A 16,574-nucleotide genomic window follows, 5' to 3' on the forward strand; every position below is an offset into this window, starting at 1 on the left:
TAACCCGGAATAGCTTCACTTTTTTCTCAGAGGGGAATGCTTTTATCTTGATAATTTTACCACATTCTAACTCATCTTCACTCCATGACAATGATTCAATATTTTTATATTTTTCTTTGCCAAAACTATCATCAACCAAACGATTAATCTTTAAAGGACAATAATAAACTTTATCTAGACTATTACAGGACTTACGCAAAAGGGAACGAAAGTAGGGGTAATTCATGAATTACCCCTACGCAAGAATAAGGTTTTCAGTCACATCTTGCGTAAGTCCTAAAAATATTTCGCATAGCATCATCAAGATTTCGTCTTCATAAAGATACTTATGAAAAAGTAATATTGACGATTTGTGGATTAGTGAGGTTACGAATTGATTCTCTAGTTTTATCAAATTTATGATATGTGTTAAAAGTATGCAGATCATGAAATAACCATCGGCATTTTTTCCGGGCTATACTAACAGTAACTATCTCTAGCCCTCATGATTACGTCAAGTCTGGCTGAAATGAGAACATCCTCAAAGCCATACACAGACTGCCTTTTTAATTTTCGGACAGGTCTATTGCAGATCAATCAGGTAAAAATTTTGATCAAAAAGCCTTGCACCAAAAGGGTTTTACTGCTGACCGCTGACCGCTGACCAATGAAAGCTGCTGTAAATAAAATACTCAACTTCTGTGAAAAGTCGAGTATCTGGATATTGCTACTAATTGTTTTGTAAATATTCAATGGCAGCATCTAATTTTGATGGGTATGCTTCCGCAAACCTTTCAAACCAAAGTCCTTCAGATGAGAAGGGATCTAATTTAGATAACCATGCTTGAGCTTGCTTCTGCAAATTCTCAAGTTGTTGAGCTTTAAGTTGTACTTGACGAATTTTTTCCTGTTCTAATTCTTGCTGTTTTCTCAATTCTTCAGCCGCATCTTGTTCAGCAAAATCAGCTTTGACATCTGCTAATAAGTTATCTATTAAAGCATCGGACTTAGAAGCAGAATTCATCAAGGGTTTGGCTGTAGTTACTGTTGGCTTTTGTGGCTGCTGTGGTTGAGGTTTTTCCCCTTTGTATTCAGCCTGAATTTCCGCTAATAACTGATCAATGGAGTCCATTGTAAACACTCCTCATTATGAGTTTAGCTAGTGAGTTTAGCTAGTCAGTGATGGCATTAAGTAGCACTTCTGATAAACTCAGATCTTCCATATCTTCCATTGTTACTGTATCACAAATATCAAATTTTGCCCCAGCACTTTGCAGTTCATCATCTAAAACTTTCAAAAAGCGAGTAGCCTGGGCATCAGTACCAACTTGAATAAAGGAAATTGCTAATTCTTCATCTCGATCAAGTCGGCGCGATGCTTCGATAATAACTTTCATTACCGCCTTACGATCATCAGGTTCACCATCAGTTACAACTAAAATTGTCTCGCCATTTTCTTTCGTTTGCCCGCTAGATTTACGCTGAAAATAATCATCAGTAGCGTGTTTCAATACACCTGCTAAATCAGTTGTCCCGGCTGGATCATTTTCCCGAAAAATTTGTGCTACTTTACTAGAGGTAACATTATCATAACGTTTGAATCTACCGGAAAATAAATAAACAGTTATGCCATCAGGGTCAAATTGTTCGCATTTACTAGCTAATGCAAAAGTAGATTCTTGTGCTGCTACCCATCTGGTTCGTCCACCTTTTTGATCTGGGGTGGCCATGCTACCGCTTTTGTCTATAATTAAAGTGTAATCACGATTGTCTAACATTTTTCCATTCTCCATTTATCATTAGTCAATTCAGCCAGCCTAAGACACTAAATATTTAGTCACCTATGGCATTGATTAAAACATCCGTGAGGCTCATTTCTCCTAAATCTTCCAAGGTGATAGTATCGCAAATATCAAATTTAGCCCCAACAGTTGTTAATTCATCATCTATAGCTTTGAGAAATTTTGTAGCTTGAGAATTTTCACCTACTTGAATCATGGAAATTCCTAATTCTTTCTCTTGTTCCATTTGGTAAGTAGCTTTGATGATGATTTCAAATATTGCTTGTCTATTGCCTGGTATCCCATCAGTTATCACTAAGATTGTTTCCCCATTAGGCTTAGTTTTACCAGTTGCTTTACGTTGAAAGTAGTTATTAAGGGCATCTTGAAGTACACCTACTAAATTAGTTGTATCCGCAGGTTGATTTTCTGCAAAAATTTGGGCTACTTTCTCAGCGGTAACATTATCAAAGCGTTGAAATTTGCGGGCAAATAAATAAATGGTGATACCATCTGAATCAAATTCTTCACACTTGCGAGCAAGAGCAAAAGTTGATTCTTGTAAAGCTAACCATTTGGTTTTGTTGGTGTACCCTAATCCCAATGGCTTTCCCATACTGGCACTATTGTCTATCAGCAGTGTGTAATCACGATTTTCTAACATTGATAATTCTCCAGTGATCCAGCTATTAAAGTAGCTCTTAAAGTTGAGTTGATGGTTTTGAGTCAGGAGTCGGGAGGTAGGAGGCAGCTATGCTGGAGTTTTTTTATTTTGGATTTTGGATTTTGGATTTTGGATTGTTTTTGTCAACTCCAATCTAAAATCTAAAATCTAAAATCTAAAATTTTTCTCCCTATTCCCTATTCCCTATTCCCTAGCTTCACGACAAGACTTTTTCACTAAACCCTAATTAGTCAGTGATGGCATTCATCAACACATCTGCCAAACTCATGTCTTCTAAGTCATCTAAAGTCACGGTGTCACAAATATCAAATTTAGCGCCTACACCTTGCAACTGATCATCTAGTGCTTTGAGAAATTTTGTCGCTTGAGCATCTGAGCCGACTTGAATCATGGAAATTCCTAATTCTTCATCTCGCTCCATTTGCCTAGTGGCGCTAATGATGACTTCAAATACGGCTTTGCGATCATCAGGTTCACCATCAGTTACCACTAAAATTGTTTCTCCATTGGGTTTAGTTTGCCCTGAAGCTTTACGCTGAAAATAATTATTGAGGGCATCTTGTAATACACCTGCTAAGTTGGTTGTACCCGCAGGGTCATTTTCTTGAAATATTTGAGCAACTTTGGCGGAAGTGACATTTTCATAACGTTTAAATCGCCCAGAAAAGACATAAACTGTAATCCCATCGGGATCAAATTGTTCTGCTTTTCTAGCTAAAGCGAGGGTAGACTCTTGGGCAATCTCCCATCTACTTCTACCACCAACTTGGTCAGGAGTTGACATACTGCCACTTTTATCAATGATTAGGGTATAGTCGCGATCGCTCATCATAAATACCTCTAATGATTTTTCGGTTTCTATTTTAACTCTTAGGTCAGACGATGATATCTAGATGTAGAGGTATTGTAATAATCATTTAAACTATTCTCATCTATAAACAACCGTTTTCTGCGGTAAAATCCCTAAATAAGTCAATATTGCAGCATAGGTAAATGTCGAGCTTTCAAGTTAATTCGCTCAGATCAGGAGAACAACTATGACTATTACCAATGTCACAGAAGCAACATTCAAACAGGAAGTGTTGGATAGTGAGACTCCGGTTTTAGTGGATTTTTGGGCCCCTTGGTGTGGACCTTGTAGAATGTTGTCTCCTGTTGTTGAAGAAGTAGCCGCTGAATATGAAGGACAGGTGAAAGTGGTGAAAGTGAACACAGATCAAAATCCCACAGTTGCTAGTCATTATGGTATTCGTAGCATCCCCACTATCATGGTATTTAAGGGGGGTAGGCAAGTTGATACAGTGGTCGGTGCGGTTCCCAAAACTACTTTAACTAAAACTCTAGCACAGTATATTACCGTATAGTCATTACCTTTGATCAGTTATAGCAAAAGTCAGGAGAATGGCTAACGCCACGCTTACTTCGACTGCGCTCAGTACAAGTCGCTATCAAGAAGTCAGGAACAGGTAAAAGATGTGATTAGGACTAAAGATGATGCCAAGATTGCGATCGCTGTCTTGGTAAATATAGGTTATGCGTAAGTATTCAGCTATAGGAATCTTGCATACCCAGATCCCCGACTTCTTTAAGAAATTGGGGATCTTTTTGAAAGTAAAGTCATGTTTGATCATTGTTTCTGGACAGACAATACCCAATACCTCCAGATTCGATTTAATCATATCTGTAATAATTACACAATTGAGTGGTACAACTGATAACCACGAGATTAAATATCTAATTGCGGCATAGCGAGCGATAATAAGGTTAAAAAAAATCGGTAATAGGAAATTTTCAAAATATGAGCGGTAAATTAATTGTATTTGAAGGTGTGGAAGGTTCTGGTAAAACTACTCAGATGCAACTGTGTAGTCAGTGGCTAGAAACTCTAAGTGTATTAGTTATTCTGACTCGTGAACCAGGGGGAACAAAGTTAGGGAAACATTTACGACAGCTATTGCTGGAAAAATCAGAGGATAAACCTGTGGGTGAGGTTACGGAATTATTATTATACGCTGCTGATCGGGCGCAACACATCGAGCAGGAAATTAAGCCAAATTTAGCAGCAGGAAAATATATTTTATGCGATCGCTATACTGACTCTACTATTGCCTACCAAGGTTATGGTAGGGGTTTAAGTATGAGTTTAATTAATCAATTAAATTATATTGCTACAGGTGGTTTACAAAGTGATGTAACTATCTGGTTAGATGTGGATGTGGAATTAGGACTTTCTCGTAAACGTGGTCAAAGTAAATTAGATAGAATTGAACAGGAAACAATAGATTTTCATCTTCGTGTACAGCAAGGATATACTGAATTAGCTACTAATTATCCTTCTCGAATTTTTCGAGTTGATGGTAGTTTAAATCAAGAATTGGTGCATGAAAATATCAAGGAAATTTTAATTCGTAATTCTGTGATATCCGAAACTCCCTGAAAATAATTAGTGAAGATTTTTTGTATCGAACCTCAGAGACACACAAGACGCAGAGGAATGAGATTTTTTCTGGGTTTTATGATCATTGCTTTTGATTATTATTAATTAATGATTTTTTATTTCTCTGTTATCCTGACTCTTCTACGGGCGTTCGCGAAGCGTGCTGGAAGCATCAGCATTCGGACAACCAATTATCAATTTTTGTCCCAGGTTATTTTCCTGTAAGGGCGAAGCATTCGGCCGAACAATTATCAATTTTTATCACAGGCTATTTTCCGAATGCTTCGCCCCTACTTCGCCCCTACTTCGCCTCTACGACTCCTGACTCATGACTCCTTATAAATAATGTTTGAAGAACTAATTGGACAACAACAAGCAATAGATTTATTAACATCTTCTGTTAAACAAAACAGAGTCGCACCAGCTTATTTATTTGTTGGTGCTGATGGTGTGGGTCGAAGTTTAGCCGCTAAATGTTTTATTGAATTATTATTTTCTAGTTCTGTAAAACCTGAACAATTATCTATTTTAAAAAATCGTATTCGTCAAGGAAACCACCCCGCTTTATTTTGGGTAGAACCAACTTATCAATATCAAGGACAAAGGTTAACAGCAGCAGAAGCAGCAGAAAAAGGAGTAAAACGCAAAGCACCTCCAGTTATTCGTTTAGAACAAATTAGAGAAATTACCCAATTTTTATCCCGTCCACCTTTGGAAGCGCCCAGAAATGTCGTAGTTTTAGAACAAGCAGAAACAATGGCTGAATCTGCTGCTAATGCTTTACTGAAAACTTTAGAAGAACCAGGACAAGCGACTTTAATTTTAATCGCTCCTTCTCCTGATGCAATTTTACCAACTTTGGTTTCTCGCTGTCAAAAAATCCCTTTTTATAGATTAGATACTGCTGCTGTTGCTCAAGTTTTAACACAAACAGGAAATGGGGGGATTTTACAACATCCAGAAATTTTAAGTATAGCTGCTGGTAGTCCAGGAAGTGCAATTTTAGCTTACCAACAACTACAAACAATTAATAGTGAATTACTCCAAGAAGTAAAAAAAACACCTAAATCTTATCGTCATGCGTTAGAACTAGCGAAGAAAATTGATAAAGAATTAGACACAGAAGCACAATTATGGTTAATAGATTATCTGCAACAATTTTACTGGCAACAAATACATAAACCTGGCATTATTGAACAATTAGAAAAAACTCGCAAGAATTTATTATCCTATGCCCAACCCCGGTTAGTTTGGGAATGTACATTTTTAGCAATATTGCAAATTCGGTAATGGGTAATGGGTAATGAGTAATATCTAATTTAGAATAATTCTTAATTACAGCCAATTAACCATACAGACTGTTTGTTGACATACCATAAATTACATAAAATTCTGTTATTAAAAAAACAAAGTAATAATTATTAAATGTACACTACTAGACATCAAAATCTTTTCTTTGTATTTCATAATATCTACAGAAAGCAAGGATATTCAGATTATCATATTCCCCTTCTTGCTCTCTACCTTTGCTCTCTACTCATTCTAAAAGTTTAACTTTTAGTTTTTTTTGACAATTAATAAAAATTTACGTAACCTAAACCAATAGGTCTAGAGTATCGAACTTGTAGGGGCGAAGCATTCGGGTGATAACCTATCGCTGAAACCAGTTCATATTCCGTCCGAATGCTTCGCCCTTACGATTAATGAATCGGTGTTCTAGTAAATCAAAGCCTGAACAGCAACTTAACAGCAATTGAATTTAGCTACATCAAAAATTGCTGTTACAGACTGTTTTTATGAGTATATGAATTGACTTCACATCCTTTGCTAAAAATTGCTGACAAATTAGCTGTTAATCAATACAAAAATGACACCATATTAACAGAATAATATCACAGAAATATTCTAAAAAATATGAGTAGTCGTGATTAATAGTAGTAACTTTGATGAATTATTGAAGTTTGTCCAAGGAGTATTCTATAAATCTAGGAGAAGTTGATGATTGAGTATTTAACGTCGTTGAACGACCACAATTTACCATATCCAGATCCACTGCATCCCATCGTGGTTCACTTTGTAATTGCCATGATCTTATTTGCAGTTTTCTGTGATTTAATTGGCTTTTTAACTGGCAAAACTCGGTTTTATGAAGTGGGTTGGTGGAATTTATTTGTAGCTACCGTATCCATATTTATAGCCATTATTTTTGGACAATACGAAGCTGGTTTAGCCAAACCTTACAACATCGTCAAATCAGTATTAAATTACCATACCTTAATCGGTTGGTCACTATCAGGAATTTTAGCAGCCATCACAGCTTGGCGTTATGTACTTCGCAGTCGTGATCCCCAAAGATTGCCAATTCATTATTTAGCAGTTTGTTTACTTTTAACCATACTTGTTGGTTTTCAAGTATATCTTGGTGATGAATTAGTGTGGGTTTATGGAATACATACAGTACCCGTTGTGGAAGCCGTAAAGGATGGAATATTACCATGAATTCAGAATTAATTGATCAAGTCAGCGCCCAGATGGGGGCAAATGGACTACCTTACGCAATTCCTATTCATCCTAACCTAGTTCACCTCACATTAGGATTGTTCATTATTGGGGTAATTTTTGATTTAGTTGCTGTACTTTTCCCCATAGAACAATGGTTATTTAAATCATTGGGTTTAGCTGTAGAACGCGTCCAATTATTTGAAGTTGGTTGGTACAACATGGTAGCTGCTTCTGTGATTACATTTTTCACAGTTGCTGCTGGTTTTTATGAAATGTTGTTAGCAACTCCACCAGTACATTTAAAAAGTTCCTGGGGTTTGCAAGCAATGTCCACGATGATGTGGCATGGTGTGGGCGGTGTTTTCCTCCTAGCTTTAATGGTAGGAATGACATTTTGGCGGGGATGGCAACGTTACATTACCTGTAAAGATTCCGATATGCAAGTGCGTTGGAGTTATATTTTTGCCGGAGTTTTCATCATGGCCTTAATGTATCTTCACGGCACATTAGGAGCGCAGTTAGCAGCCGAATTTGGTGTACATAACACTGCGGATAACTTGTTAAGAATGGGACAAGACATTAATCAGGTACTAGGTAATTAATTCGTAATTCGTAATTTGTAATTCGTAATTTTCAGATGCCAATTAATTACCAATTACCAATTACTAATTACCAATTATCAATCACCAATTACCAATTACCAATTACCAACAAATGACCATGAACACTCGGTTGATTTTAAATATTTTCCTAGTGATGGCGGGGGGTTTTGTCATCACAATTGCCAGTATTTTCATCGGTAAACAAGCCTATTCTTGGCTTCCCCCCCAAGCTGCGGCTGAATCACATTTGATTGATGACTTGTTCAGCTTTTTAGTGACAATTGGGGCTTTTATTTTCTTAGGTGTCACTGCCGCTATTTTGTATTCTGTTCTTTTTCATCGTGCCAAAAGTTATGACTTTAGTGATGGTCCACATATTGAAGGAAATATCACTTTAGAAGTTGTCTGGACTGCTATTCCCATCATGTTGGTATTGTGGATAGCAAGTTACAGTTATGAAGTGTATGAAAACATGGGGATTCAAGGACCTTCCCAATTATTACATTTACATAACCCCTTACCTGTGCAAATTGCCCATGCAGAAGTGCAAGAAACACCAGGAGAAACTGTTAGCGAACCCTTAGAAAAAATTGACGTAATTGCTAAACAATGGGCGTGGGTGTTCAGTTATCCTGAACAGGGAATTACAAGTACAGAATTACATTTACCGAGCGATCGCCGTGTACGTTTAGCCCTACAATCAGAAGACGTACTCCACGGTTTTTATATTCCCGCATTTCGCGTTAAACAAGACATCGTTCCCGGTAAAACCATCGACTTTGAATTTACCCCCATTCGCCCCGGTAAATATAGCCTCACCGACTCCCAATATAGCGGTACATACTTTGCCACCATGCAAGCAAACGTGATAGTAGAAAACCCAGAAGAATATCACGATTGGTTGAAAAAAGCCGCCAGTCATAATCCCACAGTTGCACCAAACCAAGCCGCTACCGAATACGCCCAAAATCACAATCAAAATGTACAAAACGGTTGGGAAACTGTTAAACCTGCTGCACCTCCAGTAGTTAATTTTGCAGGTTAATTAATTCTTTCTTCCTTTGCGCCTTTGCTTCTTTCTTCACTTTGCGCGAAACCTTCTTTTTGTCTGAATCAGGATGTCCAGGATTTAAGGATTAACAGGATTGTGATGAAATCCAAAATCCAAAATCTAAAATCTAAAATCTAAAATCCAAAATCCCATGACAAACATATCACTTAATCTTGGTGGTGAATCACATCATCACTCAACGCCAACTCACTGGAAAACCTATTTCACTTTCAGCACAGACCACAAAGTAATCGGTATTCAATACCTCGTTACCTCTTTTATTTTCTTCCTTGTTGGTGGCATTTTTGCGATGATTTTACGGGGCGAACTTGTCACCCCTGAATCTGATTTAATTGATCGTACAGTTTATAACGGAATGTTCACAATGCACGGGACAGTAATGCTGTTTCTGTGGACATTTCCCTCCCTTGTTGGTTTAGCAAACTATCTCGTACCCATCATGATCGGGGCGCGAGATATGGCATTTCCTCGCCTCAATGCTGCCGCTTTTTGGATGGTCCCAGTAGTGGGAATTTTACTCATGTCCAGCTTTTTTGTCCCTGGTGGACCAGCCCAAGCTGGTTGGTGGGCTTATCCTCCCGTGAGTTTACAAAACCCCACAGGACATTTAATAAATGGTCAAGTTCTCTGGTTATTAGCGGTAGCTGTTTCCGGTGTTTCTTCTATTATGGGTGCGGTGAATTTTGTCACCACCATTGTGAAAATGCGTGCGCCAGGAATGGGCTTTTTTAAAATGCCCTTGTTTGTCTGGGCAGTATTTAGCGCCCAAATTATTCAATTATTTGGACTTCCTGCTTTAACTGCTGGTGCGGTAATGTTGCTGTTTGACTTAACAATGGGAACAGCATTTTTTGACCCCAGCAAAGGTGGAAACCCGGTAATGTTTCAACATTATTTCTGGTTTTATTCCCACCCTGCGGTTTATGTAATTATTCTGCCAATCTTCGGAATTTTCTCAGAAATTTTCCCTGTTTATTCCCGTAAACCATTATTTGGTTATAAAGTAGTTGCCATTTCTTCGATGTTAATTGCTGTGGTCAGTGCCATTGTGTGGGTACACCATATGTATGTGAGTGGAACACCTGGTTGGATGCGGTTACTATTCATGGTTACGACCATGTTTGTATCTGTTCCCACAGGAATTAAAGTATTTGCTTGGGTGGCGACAATTTGGGGTGGAAAAATCAAATTAAATACACCAATGTTATTTGCATTAGGTGGTTTAATTATGTTCGTTTTTGCTGGAATTACAGGAATTATGCTTTCCTCTGTACCAGTAGACGTTCACGTTAATAACACCTATTTTGTAGTTGGACATTTCCATTATGTTCTGTACGGAACAGTAACAATGGGAATGTATGCAGCCCTCTATCATTGGTTTCCCAAAATGACCGGCAGAATGTATAACGAAGGTTGGGGAAAAATACATTTTTGGTTAGCATTTATCGGTACAAACTTAAACTTTTTACCCATGCACCCATTAGGTTTGCAAGGGATGTTACGCCGAGTTGCTTCCTACGCACCAGAATATACATTTTGGAATGTTCTCGCTAGTTTAGGCGCGTTCCTATTAGGAATGTCCACCTTACCCTTCATTTTCAACATCTTAGTTTCTTGGTTACAAGGTGAAAAAGCACCTGATAACCCTTGGCGGGCAATTGGTTTAGAATGGCTCATTTCTTCACCTCCATCTGTAGAGAACTTTGAAGAAATTCCCATCATTATTAGTGAACCCTACGGTTACGGAAAATCAGAACCATTAACAGCCAACCTAGAACCCCAAACCATAAAAACAGCAGAATAAAAACAATACAGTTCAGTTAAGTATTAAACAATTTTTTCTCTTACTTCTGCGTTCTCTGCGCCTCTGCGTGAGATAAAAAAATCAAACTTAACTGAACAGTATTGCCAAAACAAAAGGAGAACATTACCAATGGATAGTTCAATCAAAACGCCACAAATACATCATGCAGCCCATGAACATGGACACGACGAAGAAGGCAGTAAAATGTTTGGTTTTATTGTCTTTCTTCTATCAGAAAGTGTCATCTTTTTAAGTTTCTTTGCTGGTTATATCATCTACAAAACCACCAGTTCTAATTGGCTTCCTGCTGGTGTTGAAGGATTAGAAATAGTCGCCCCAACAATTAACACTATTATCCTAGTTTCTAGCAGCTTTGTAATTTACTTTGCTGAGAGATGTTTACAACAACATAACCTAGCAGGATTTCGCATCTATTTGTTAGCTACAATGGCAATGGGTAGCTACTTTTTATATGGTCAATATGTGGAATGGAGTCAATTAGAATTTGGCTTTACTTCCGGTACTTATGGCGGGATGTTTTACCTATTAACTGGGTTTCACGGTTTGCACGTTTTCACCGGGATTTTGTTACAGTCTATGATTTTGATTCGTTCTTTTATTCCCGGTAACTACGATAATGGTCACTTTGGTGTTAATTCAACTTCGTTGTTTTGGCACTTTGTTGATGTTATCTGGATTATTTTGTTTATCCTTATTTACGTTTGGCAGTAGGGATTTTAAGACGCATAAAGCAATAAATTTTGTAGGGGTTTAGCAATACTAAACCCCTACCCATATATTTGTATTATGATTCCGAAATCATCTATTTGGGAAAATAGCAATAAATATCTTTCCGATGTAAAACTCTTTCAAAAATTAATATTTCACCATCAAAAATAACACCCAGACGATAATCACCTATACGAATCCGATAAGCATTATCATATCCCTGAAGTTTTTTAATATTTGTGATTTCTTCAAAACTCGATATTTCCATTATTTCTTCAAAAGCAAACTTCTTGATAGACTCATAGTAAGGTGTACTTTTTAGTGCTTTTAAATCTTTAATAAAACTGGGTAGATACTGGATATTCACTCTTGTTCCAATTCCGCTAAAGCTTCATCTAAATTTAATGGTGTCTCATTTTCTACTTCTTTCATAGCTAGAATCAGTCCTTCATCTTCGAGTGCTTCTAGCAACCGTAGATATTCCTGAAAATCCATGACTACTTTTCTGATATTACCTTGAATATCAGTAATCAATTCTTGGGCAAATGGATATTTATCAGCTTGCATTTTAGTGATATAGGATTACTATCTACATTTAATTTAGCATATTTATATCAGGCTATGCTTAATGTCTTCTTACTTTTGTTCTTAAAAAGTATGAGTATAACCTTTTTAAAAGACTAAGTTTAAATATCTTTTTGTGAGCAATTTTATTTTCTCCCCTGCCTCTTTCTTTAAACAGATTAATACAAAGTTAACCACGCTTGATCAACTAACATACTCAACTAGCGTCGTTGTTGTCCATCCAACAGCGGATCATCTTCTAAAACCTCCGCAGTTAAATCTTCCAAAGATTGACCTTGATCGCGTCCAAGCTTGACTACTCCGGCAATAACCGCAGCTACCAGTTCTTCATCAACTGGTTGTTGTCTGAGTCCCTGCTATCCAGGACGTTTAAGTTTTTCCTCATAGCATCAAAATTTAACCTCAAGGGTTTTCAGCCTTTTTTATTATAAATTTAGATAAGTTTTACATAAGTTCCAAAATGAATCATAAATTTAACAAACTATTAAAATTTCTTCATTAAATATTCAAACAATTGATAGGGCGGAGTTTAACGTACTTAATGTACTTATTGCCTGAGTCAAATCTTTCTGAGTGAGTAGATAGACAGGAGATATCAGCAGAAAATGAAAGAAATTCTTTACTTGGAAGTTCCTACTACCGATAGTGGTGCTGTCCGTGACTGGCTACAAACCGACTTTGTGCCGGGAGATGGAGAAAAATTACTGACTCCAGATGGTCTGCGTCTGCGAAACCCGGTTGCATCTGTCAAAGGACATTTAGCAACCGAACTTTCTATATTTGTGTGGTCTGTACAACGCACCACTTACCTCAAAGTGTTTCGTTGGGGAGACAAACCCTTCACTAACGAAGGTTCAATATTGCAACGTCTGACTACAGGTATTAGAAGCCGTTTTCCCCATCAATACCCCGAACCACCAAAAATTGACCCTCAAAAGTCGATTTTTTCAGAGCTAGAACCCTATTATCCTCTAACTGTCAGGTATTTCCAGAAAATGCCTCATGGGGAATATGATCTTAAACGTGCTTACTGGTGGGAGCAACGTTGGCGAGAAGGTGTCAAAAATCCTCAGCAACCCCGTCAGGTGGTGTTTTATGCAGAAAACCAGCAACAAACAGCAGAAAACACTTATGACCTCATTTATATTGGTGGCGCTTTGGGTGCGATTCATGCCGCAGTCATGGCAAAATTAGGCTATAAAGTCCTATTGGTGGAAAGATTACCCTTTGGACGCATGAACCGAGAATGGAATATTTCTCGTGATGAAATTCAAACTTTGGTCAATCTCGGTTTATTAACAAATGCAGAATTAGAAACCATTATTGCCAGGGAGTATAAAGACGGCTTTAATAAATTCTTTGATGCTAATAATCCGCCTCACTTAAAAGCACCAGTTCTACACACGCCAACTGTTTTAAATATCGCTTTAGATTCAGATAAATTATTGCAATTATGTGGTGAAAAACTTAAAGCCGCTGGTGGTGATATTTGGGAGCAAACAGAATTTATCCGGGCAGATATCAGAAAAACACAAGTTACTGTTACTGTCAAGGGTGTAAATACGGTAATTGAACAGCAGGTAAATGGTAGATTATTAGTAGATGCAATGGGTACAGCTTCCCCTATTGCTTGGCAATTAAACGGGGGTAGAGCCTTTGATAGTGTATGTCCCACCGTGGGAGCAGTGATTGATAAAGGATTTGCCCCTGGTGTCTGGGATTATCAGTATGGTGATGTTCTTTACAGTCACGGAGATATTTCTAGAGGCAGGCAATTGATTTGGGAATTATTTCCTGCTGCGGGGGAAGAACTGACAATTTATTTATTTCATTATCATGAAGTGAATAGAAAAAATCCTGGTTCGTTGTTAGAGATGTATGAGGACTTTTTCACTATTTTGCCAGAATATCGCCGTTGTGACATGGATAAGCTAGTGTGGAAAAAACCTACATTTGGCTATATTCCAGGGCATTTTAGTGTTAGTGATAGCGATCGCACCATAGCCTTTGATAGATTAATCGCCATTGGTGATGCTGCTTCCCTGCAATCTCCCCTAGTATTTACTGGTTTTGGTTCTCTCGTTCGTAACCTAGAACGTTTAACCACACTCTTAAACACCGCCCTCAAACACGACTTATTAAGTTTCCGTCACCTCAATAAAATTCGTGCTTACCAAAGTAACGTTTCCGTCACCTGGCTATTTTCCAAAGGAATGATGGTTCCCACAGGGAAATTTATCCCACCTCAACGGGTTAATGCCATGCTCAATACCTTCTTTGGTTTATTAGCAGACGAACCCCCAGAAGTAGCAGATAATTTCATTAAAGACCGCTGCGACTGGTTCACATTTAACCGTTTAGCATTAAAAGCAGCTACAAAAAATCCCGCCTTATTAATATGGATTTGGGAACTAGCAGGGTTGAGAGACTTAGTTCGGTGGTTAGGTAATTACCTCAACTTTGGTGTTTATGCCTTCATCAGTGCTTTACTAAGTACATGGTTTCCCAAATTCCTGAAGTGGAGTCAAGGCTGGCTAGAAACCCGCTTTCCAGGATTGTGGTTAAACCTATTAGTGACCAACTACGCCATTTCTACAGGTAAACCACGATTACGGGATCAAGTAGTTACCGTTAAGTCAAAAGCAGTAACCCAAACAAGTCATTAATTAAGTAGTCATTAGTCCTTGGATTATTGACCTTTCGACTTGGGGCGGAAATTTGGTAGTTCCACCGATGCTAAAGATTTCCGTCCCTTGGGTGGACGCTGGGGATAAATCAAAGGTGAAGGTGATTTATGATCAAGGTGATATTCACCTAAAGGTTCTGATCTGAAATGCTCTTTTGGCAATTCTGACCAATAATCATTATTTTCGGGAATATTGGCAATATTTTGCTCTTTTTCGGGAGTAGAGGCATTTATTAGTGATTCATTGCTGGATGAAAGTGTAAACTCTGGAAAATGACTTTCCGTTACTAAAGACTGTTCTATGATTGTTTCCAGTGGCTCATTTTTTTCCAGATTTGATGCTAAGGTATCCCAAATTAGCCCATCATCTGGATGACTCTCTGTATCATTGACTGTTGGTGAAGTTGAGGGTGCAGACTGAGAAGCAAAAAACATTTCGATCAGACTTTCCAACTGGCGATCTAAATTTGATCCCCCAGGAGAAGAAACATCTGCAACTTCAGCAGTAGATTCACTATCCTCTAATTGGGGACTTGACTGTATTGGGATTTCTATATCATCCACATCTGAAGATTTTTCAGCAGGTTCAGAAATGGAGGTAGAGTAATTTTGTTGATCTTGTTGATCAGCGCATGGAGTTGAAGGTTCTAGCCAGGAATTATCTAAATGTTGACGTAGAGTGCTACAAGTATCATGGGTAGCATCGGTTTCCGCAGACCAAGGTTTAATAGGTTGTGCATTGGGAAACAAAGACCTGGCTTTTCTAGAAAATCTGCTATGTCCACCAGTGAGATCATGGGGATGATAGACAGTATCCTCTAGGGTGTCATAGTTGGTGTCATAGTTGGTGTCATAGTTGGTGTCATAGTTGGTGTCATAGTTGGGGACAGGGGTATCTAGACATTTTTCCAGTGCTGCTTTAAATTGCAAAGTTTGACGTTGTTGGCGTATTAGTCGAGTACGTAATTCCCGACAAGTATTTTCTGAGTGCAATAGTTGGTGAGATTGTTCACTATAGTTAGTTTGTAGCAGTGTACATTCCCTTTCCAGTTGGGCTACTCGTTGCTGACTCAGTTGTAACTGTGCCTTATGGGTTTCAATGAACATTTCCTGACTTTGAACAGTTTGGACAGCCGTTTCTAATTGCTGGAAAAGAGACTGAATTTGCTCTTGAGCCGTTGCTAGTTCCTGAGTTTGTTGATTCAACATTGAGTCAGTGACACTAGAGCGTTTTTTTTGCCACTGCAAAATCTTTTCTGCCTCAGCTAATTCTTGTTTTAGCTGCTTTACTTGAGCATACAAATCACCGTTAGCTGTTTGTAACTCTTCATTCAGCGTCAGCAACTTCTGAAACTCTGAATCTACCAGGGCTTGTTTTTCACTGTCAGGTTCTGCAATCCAATCTTTTTGGGTATTATGATCTTGTAAATTGTCTGTAACTGTAGATTCAGACTGCTGTATATTTAGCCCGTGGTCAACATCATCTGCTGGGTTCAGGAGTGGTAAATTAGTCACGGCTGTATTTTCATCATGCAGAACTGAGTAAAAGGGACAACTCGCCTGCTCTGATTTCGGCGAATTTGCAAAATTTCGGGGTTCAATCACAGTGCCATTGTTTGAGGTGTCACCTATATTCATCACTCTTGACCCACCTGCTTAAAAATATTCAGCAACGTTCATAGCAGCATTGCTGATCAAATATGTTCGATTCC

General features: G+C 38.1%; 16 protein-coding genes and 1 pseudogene. 9 read left to right on the plus strand and 8 right to left on the minus strand.

The features are described 5' to 3' along the window. The 5 genes and pseudogenes from PN497_RS07515 to PN497_RS07535 all read right to left on the minus strand — a co-directional run. Nucleotides 1-178: pseudogene (locus PN497_RS07515) on the minus strand (IS701 family transposase); the annotation flags it as partial. A gap of 531 nt (nt 179-709) precedes the next feature. Continuing rightward, nucleotides 710-1,111 (minus strand): salt stress protein, Slr1339 family, encoded by a 402-nt coding sequence (locus tag PN497_RS07520; protein WP_096565151.1) that lies wholly within the window; start codon nt 1,109-1,111, stop codon nt 710-712. A 40-nt stretch (nt 1,112-1,151) separates the two neighbouring features. Beyond that, complete coding sequence (locus PN497_RS07525) at nt 1,152-1,757, minus strand: vWA domain-containing protein (RefSeq protein WP_096572533.1); 606 nt, start codon at nt 1,755-1,757, stop codon at nt 1,152-1,154. A gap of 55 nt (nt 1,758-1,812) precedes the next feature. After that, the gene (locus PN497_RS07530; RefSeq protein ID WP_096565153.1) at nt 1,813-2,424 is read right to left on the minus strand and encodes a vWA domain-containing protein; all 612 of its coding nucleotides are present in this window, start codon (nt 2,422-2,424) and stop codon (nt 1,813-1,815) included. A gap of 247 nt (nt 2,425-2,671) precedes the next feature. Beyond that, nucleotides 2,672-3,277, minus strand: a complete 606-nt coding sequence (locus PN497_RS07535) for a vWA domain-containing protein (protein ID WP_096565155.1) — start codon at nt 3,275-3,277, stop codon at nt 2,672-2,674. Between the two features lie 205 nt (nt 3,278-3,482). Here PN497_RS07535 and trxA point away from each other — a divergent pair, with 205 nt between their 5' ends. The 8 genes from trxA to PN497_RS07575 all read left to right on the plus strand — a co-directional run bounded on the left by trxA (nt 3,483) and on the right by PN497_RS07575 (nt 11,594). Next, nucleotides 3,483-3,809, plus strand: coding sequence for a thioredoxin (trxA, locus tag PN497_RS07540; RefSeq protein WP_096565157.1), 327 nt, complete (start codon nt 3,483-3,485; stop codon nt 3,807-3,809). A 434-nt stretch (nt 3,810-4,243) separates the two neighbouring features. Continuing rightward, complete coding sequence (gene tmk / locus PN497_RS07545; protein WP_096565161.1) at nt 4,244-4,882, plus strand: dTMP kinase; 639 nt, start codon at nt 4,244-4,246, stop codon at nt 4,880-4,882. A 345-nt stretch (nt 4,883-5,227) separates the two neighbouring features. Next, nucleotides 5,228-6,172, plus strand: a complete 945-nt coding sequence (gene holB, locus PN497_RS07550) for a DNA polymerase III subunit delta' (protein ID WP_096565163.1) — start codon at nt 5,228-5,230, stop codon at nt 6,170-6,172. Between the two features lie 708 nt (nt 6,173-6,880). Then, nucleotides 6,881-7,381, plus strand: coding sequence for a DUF2231 domain-containing protein (locus PN497_RS07555; protein ID WP_096565165.1), 501 nt, complete (start codon nt 6,881-6,883; stop codon nt 7,379-7,381). Beyond that, nucleotides 7,378-7,986 carry a DUF2231 domain-containing protein gene (locus PN497_RS07560; RefSeq protein ID WP_096565167.1) on the plus strand — a complete coding sequence of 203 codons (609 nt, stop codon included), beginning with the start codon at nt 7,378-7,380 and terminating at the stop codon, nt 7,984-7,986. Before PN497_RS07555 ends, PN497_RS07560 begins: the two co-directional genes overlap by 4 nt. Nucleotides 7,987-8,104: 118 nt before the next feature. Beyond that, the gene (locus PN497_RS07565) at nt 8,105-9,031 is read left to right on the plus strand and encodes a cytochrome c oxidase subunit II (protein WP_096572534.1); all 927 of its coding nucleotides are present in this window, start codon (nt 8,105-8,107) and stop codon (nt 9,029-9,031) included. A 157-nt stretch (nt 9,032-9,188) separates the two neighbouring features. Then, nucleotides 9,189-10,862 carry a cytochrome c oxidase subunit I gene (gene ctaD / locus PN497_RS07570; protein ID WP_096565169.1) on the plus strand — a complete coding sequence of 558 codons (1,674 nt, stop codon included), beginning with the start codon at nt 9,189-9,191 and terminating at the stop codon, nt 10,860-10,862. A gap of 129 nt (nt 10,863-10,991) precedes the next feature. Next, complete coding sequence (locus PN497_RS07575; RefSeq protein ID WP_096565171.1) at nt 10,992-11,594, plus strand: cytochrome c oxidase subunit 3; 603 nt, start codon at nt 10,992-10,994, stop codon at nt 11,592-11,594. A 91-nt stretch (nt 11,595-11,685) separates the two neighbouring features. Here PN497_RS07575 and PN497_RS07580 read toward each other — a convergent pair whose 3' ends face one another. Together PN497_RS07580 and PN497_RS07585 are read right to left on the minus strand one after the other, a co-directional pair. Continuing rightward, complete coding sequence (locus PN497_RS07580; RefSeq protein WP_096565173.1) at nt 11,686-11,958, minus strand: type II toxin-antitoxin system RelE family toxin; 273 nt, start codon at nt 11,956-11,958, stop codon at nt 11,686-11,688. Further along, nucleotides 11,955-12,158 (minus strand): hypothetical protein, encoded by a 204-nt coding sequence (locus tag PN497_RS07585; RefSeq protein ID WP_096565175.1) that lies wholly within the window; start codon nt 12,156-12,158, stop codon nt 11,955-11,957. The genes PN497_RS07580 and PN497_RS07585 overlap by 4 nt, the downstream gene beginning before the upstream one ends. A gap of 623 nt (nt 12,159-12,781) precedes the next feature. Here PN497_RS07585 and PN497_RS07590 point away from each other — a divergent pair. After that, nucleotides 12,782-14,842, plus strand: a complete 2,061-nt coding sequence (locus PN497_RS07590) for an NAD(P)/FAD-dependent oxidoreductase (protein ID WP_096565177.1) — start codon at nt 12,782-12,784, stop codon at nt 14,840-14,842. Nucleotides 14,843-14,865: 23 nt separating this feature from the next. Here PN497_RS07590 and PN497_RS07595 read toward each other — a convergent pair whose 3' ends face one another. Continuing rightward, nucleotides 14,866-16,500, minus strand: coding sequence for a hypothetical protein (locus PN497_RS07595; RefSeq protein ID WP_096565179.1), 1,635 nt, complete (start codon nt 16,498-16,500; stop codon nt 14,866-14,868). Between the last annotated feature and the right edge of the window lie 74 nt (nt 16,501-16,574).

The sequence above is a fragment of the Sphaerospermopsis kisseleviana CS-549 genome (assembly GCF_028329225.1).
Taxonomy (GTDB): Bacteria; Cyanobacteriota; Cyanobacteriia; order Cyanobacteriales; family Nostocaceae; genus Sphaerospermopsis; species Sphaerospermopsis kisseleviana.

Excerpts from the sequence above, each read along its gene's own strand:
- PN497_RS07520 (WP_096565151.1), bottom strand. The coding sequence starts at position 1,111 with ATGGACTCCATTGATCAGTTATTAGCGGAAATTCAGGCTGAATACAAA.
- PN497_RS07525 (WP_096572533.1), bottom strand. The coding sequence starts at position 1,757 with ATGTTAGACAATCGTGATTACACTTTAATTATAGACAAAAGCGGTAGC.
- PN497_RS07530 (WP_096565153.1), bottom strand. The coding sequence starts at position 2,424 with ATGTTAGAAAATCGTGATTACACACTGCTGATAGACAATAGTGCCAGT.
- PN497_RS07535 (WP_096565155.1), bottom strand. The coding sequence starts at position 3,277 with ATGATGAGCGATCGCGACTATACCCTAATCATTGATAAAAGTGGCAGT.
- trxA (WP_096565157.1), top strand. The coding sequence starts at position 3,483 with ATGACTATTACCAATGTCACAGAAGCAACATTCAAACAGGAAGTGTTG.
- tmk (WP_096565161.1), top strand. The coding sequence starts at position 4,244 with ATGAGCGGTAAATTAATTGTATTTGAAGGTGTGGAAGGTTCTGGTAAA.
- holB (WP_096565163.1), top strand. The coding sequence starts at position 5,228 with ATGTTTGAAGAACTAATTGGACAACAACAAGCAATAGATTTATTAACA.
- PN497_RS07555 (WP_096565165.1), top strand. The coding sequence starts at position 6,881 with ATGATTGAGTATTTAACGTCGTTGAACGACCACAATTTACCATATCCA.
- PN497_RS07560 (WP_096565167.1), top strand. The coding sequence starts at position 7,378 with ATGAATTCAGAATTAATTGATCAAGTCAGCGCCCAGATGGGGGCAAAT.
- PN497_RS07565 (WP_096572534.1), top strand. The coding sequence starts at position 8,105 with ATGAACACTCGGTTGATTTTAAATATTTTCCTAGTGATGGCGGGGGGT.
- ctaD (WP_096565169.1), top strand. The coding sequence starts at position 9,189 with ATGACAAACATATCACTTAATCTTGGTGGTGAATCACATCATCACTCA.
- PN497_RS07575 (WP_096565171.1), top strand. The coding sequence starts at position 10,992 with ATGGATAGTTCAATCAAAACGCCACAAATACATCATGCAGCCCATGAA.
- PN497_RS07585 (WP_096565175.1), bottom strand. The coding sequence starts at position 12,158 with ATGCAAGCTGATAAATATCCATTTGCCCAAGAATTGATTACTGATATT.
- PN497_RS07590 (WP_096565177.1), top strand. The coding sequence starts at position 12,782 with ATGAAAGAAATTCTTTACTTGGAAGTTCCTACTACCGATAGTGGTGCT.
- PN497_RS07595 (WP_096565179.1), bottom strand. The coding sequence starts at position 16,500 with ATGAATATAGGTGACACCTCAAACAATGGCACTGTGATTGAACCCCGA.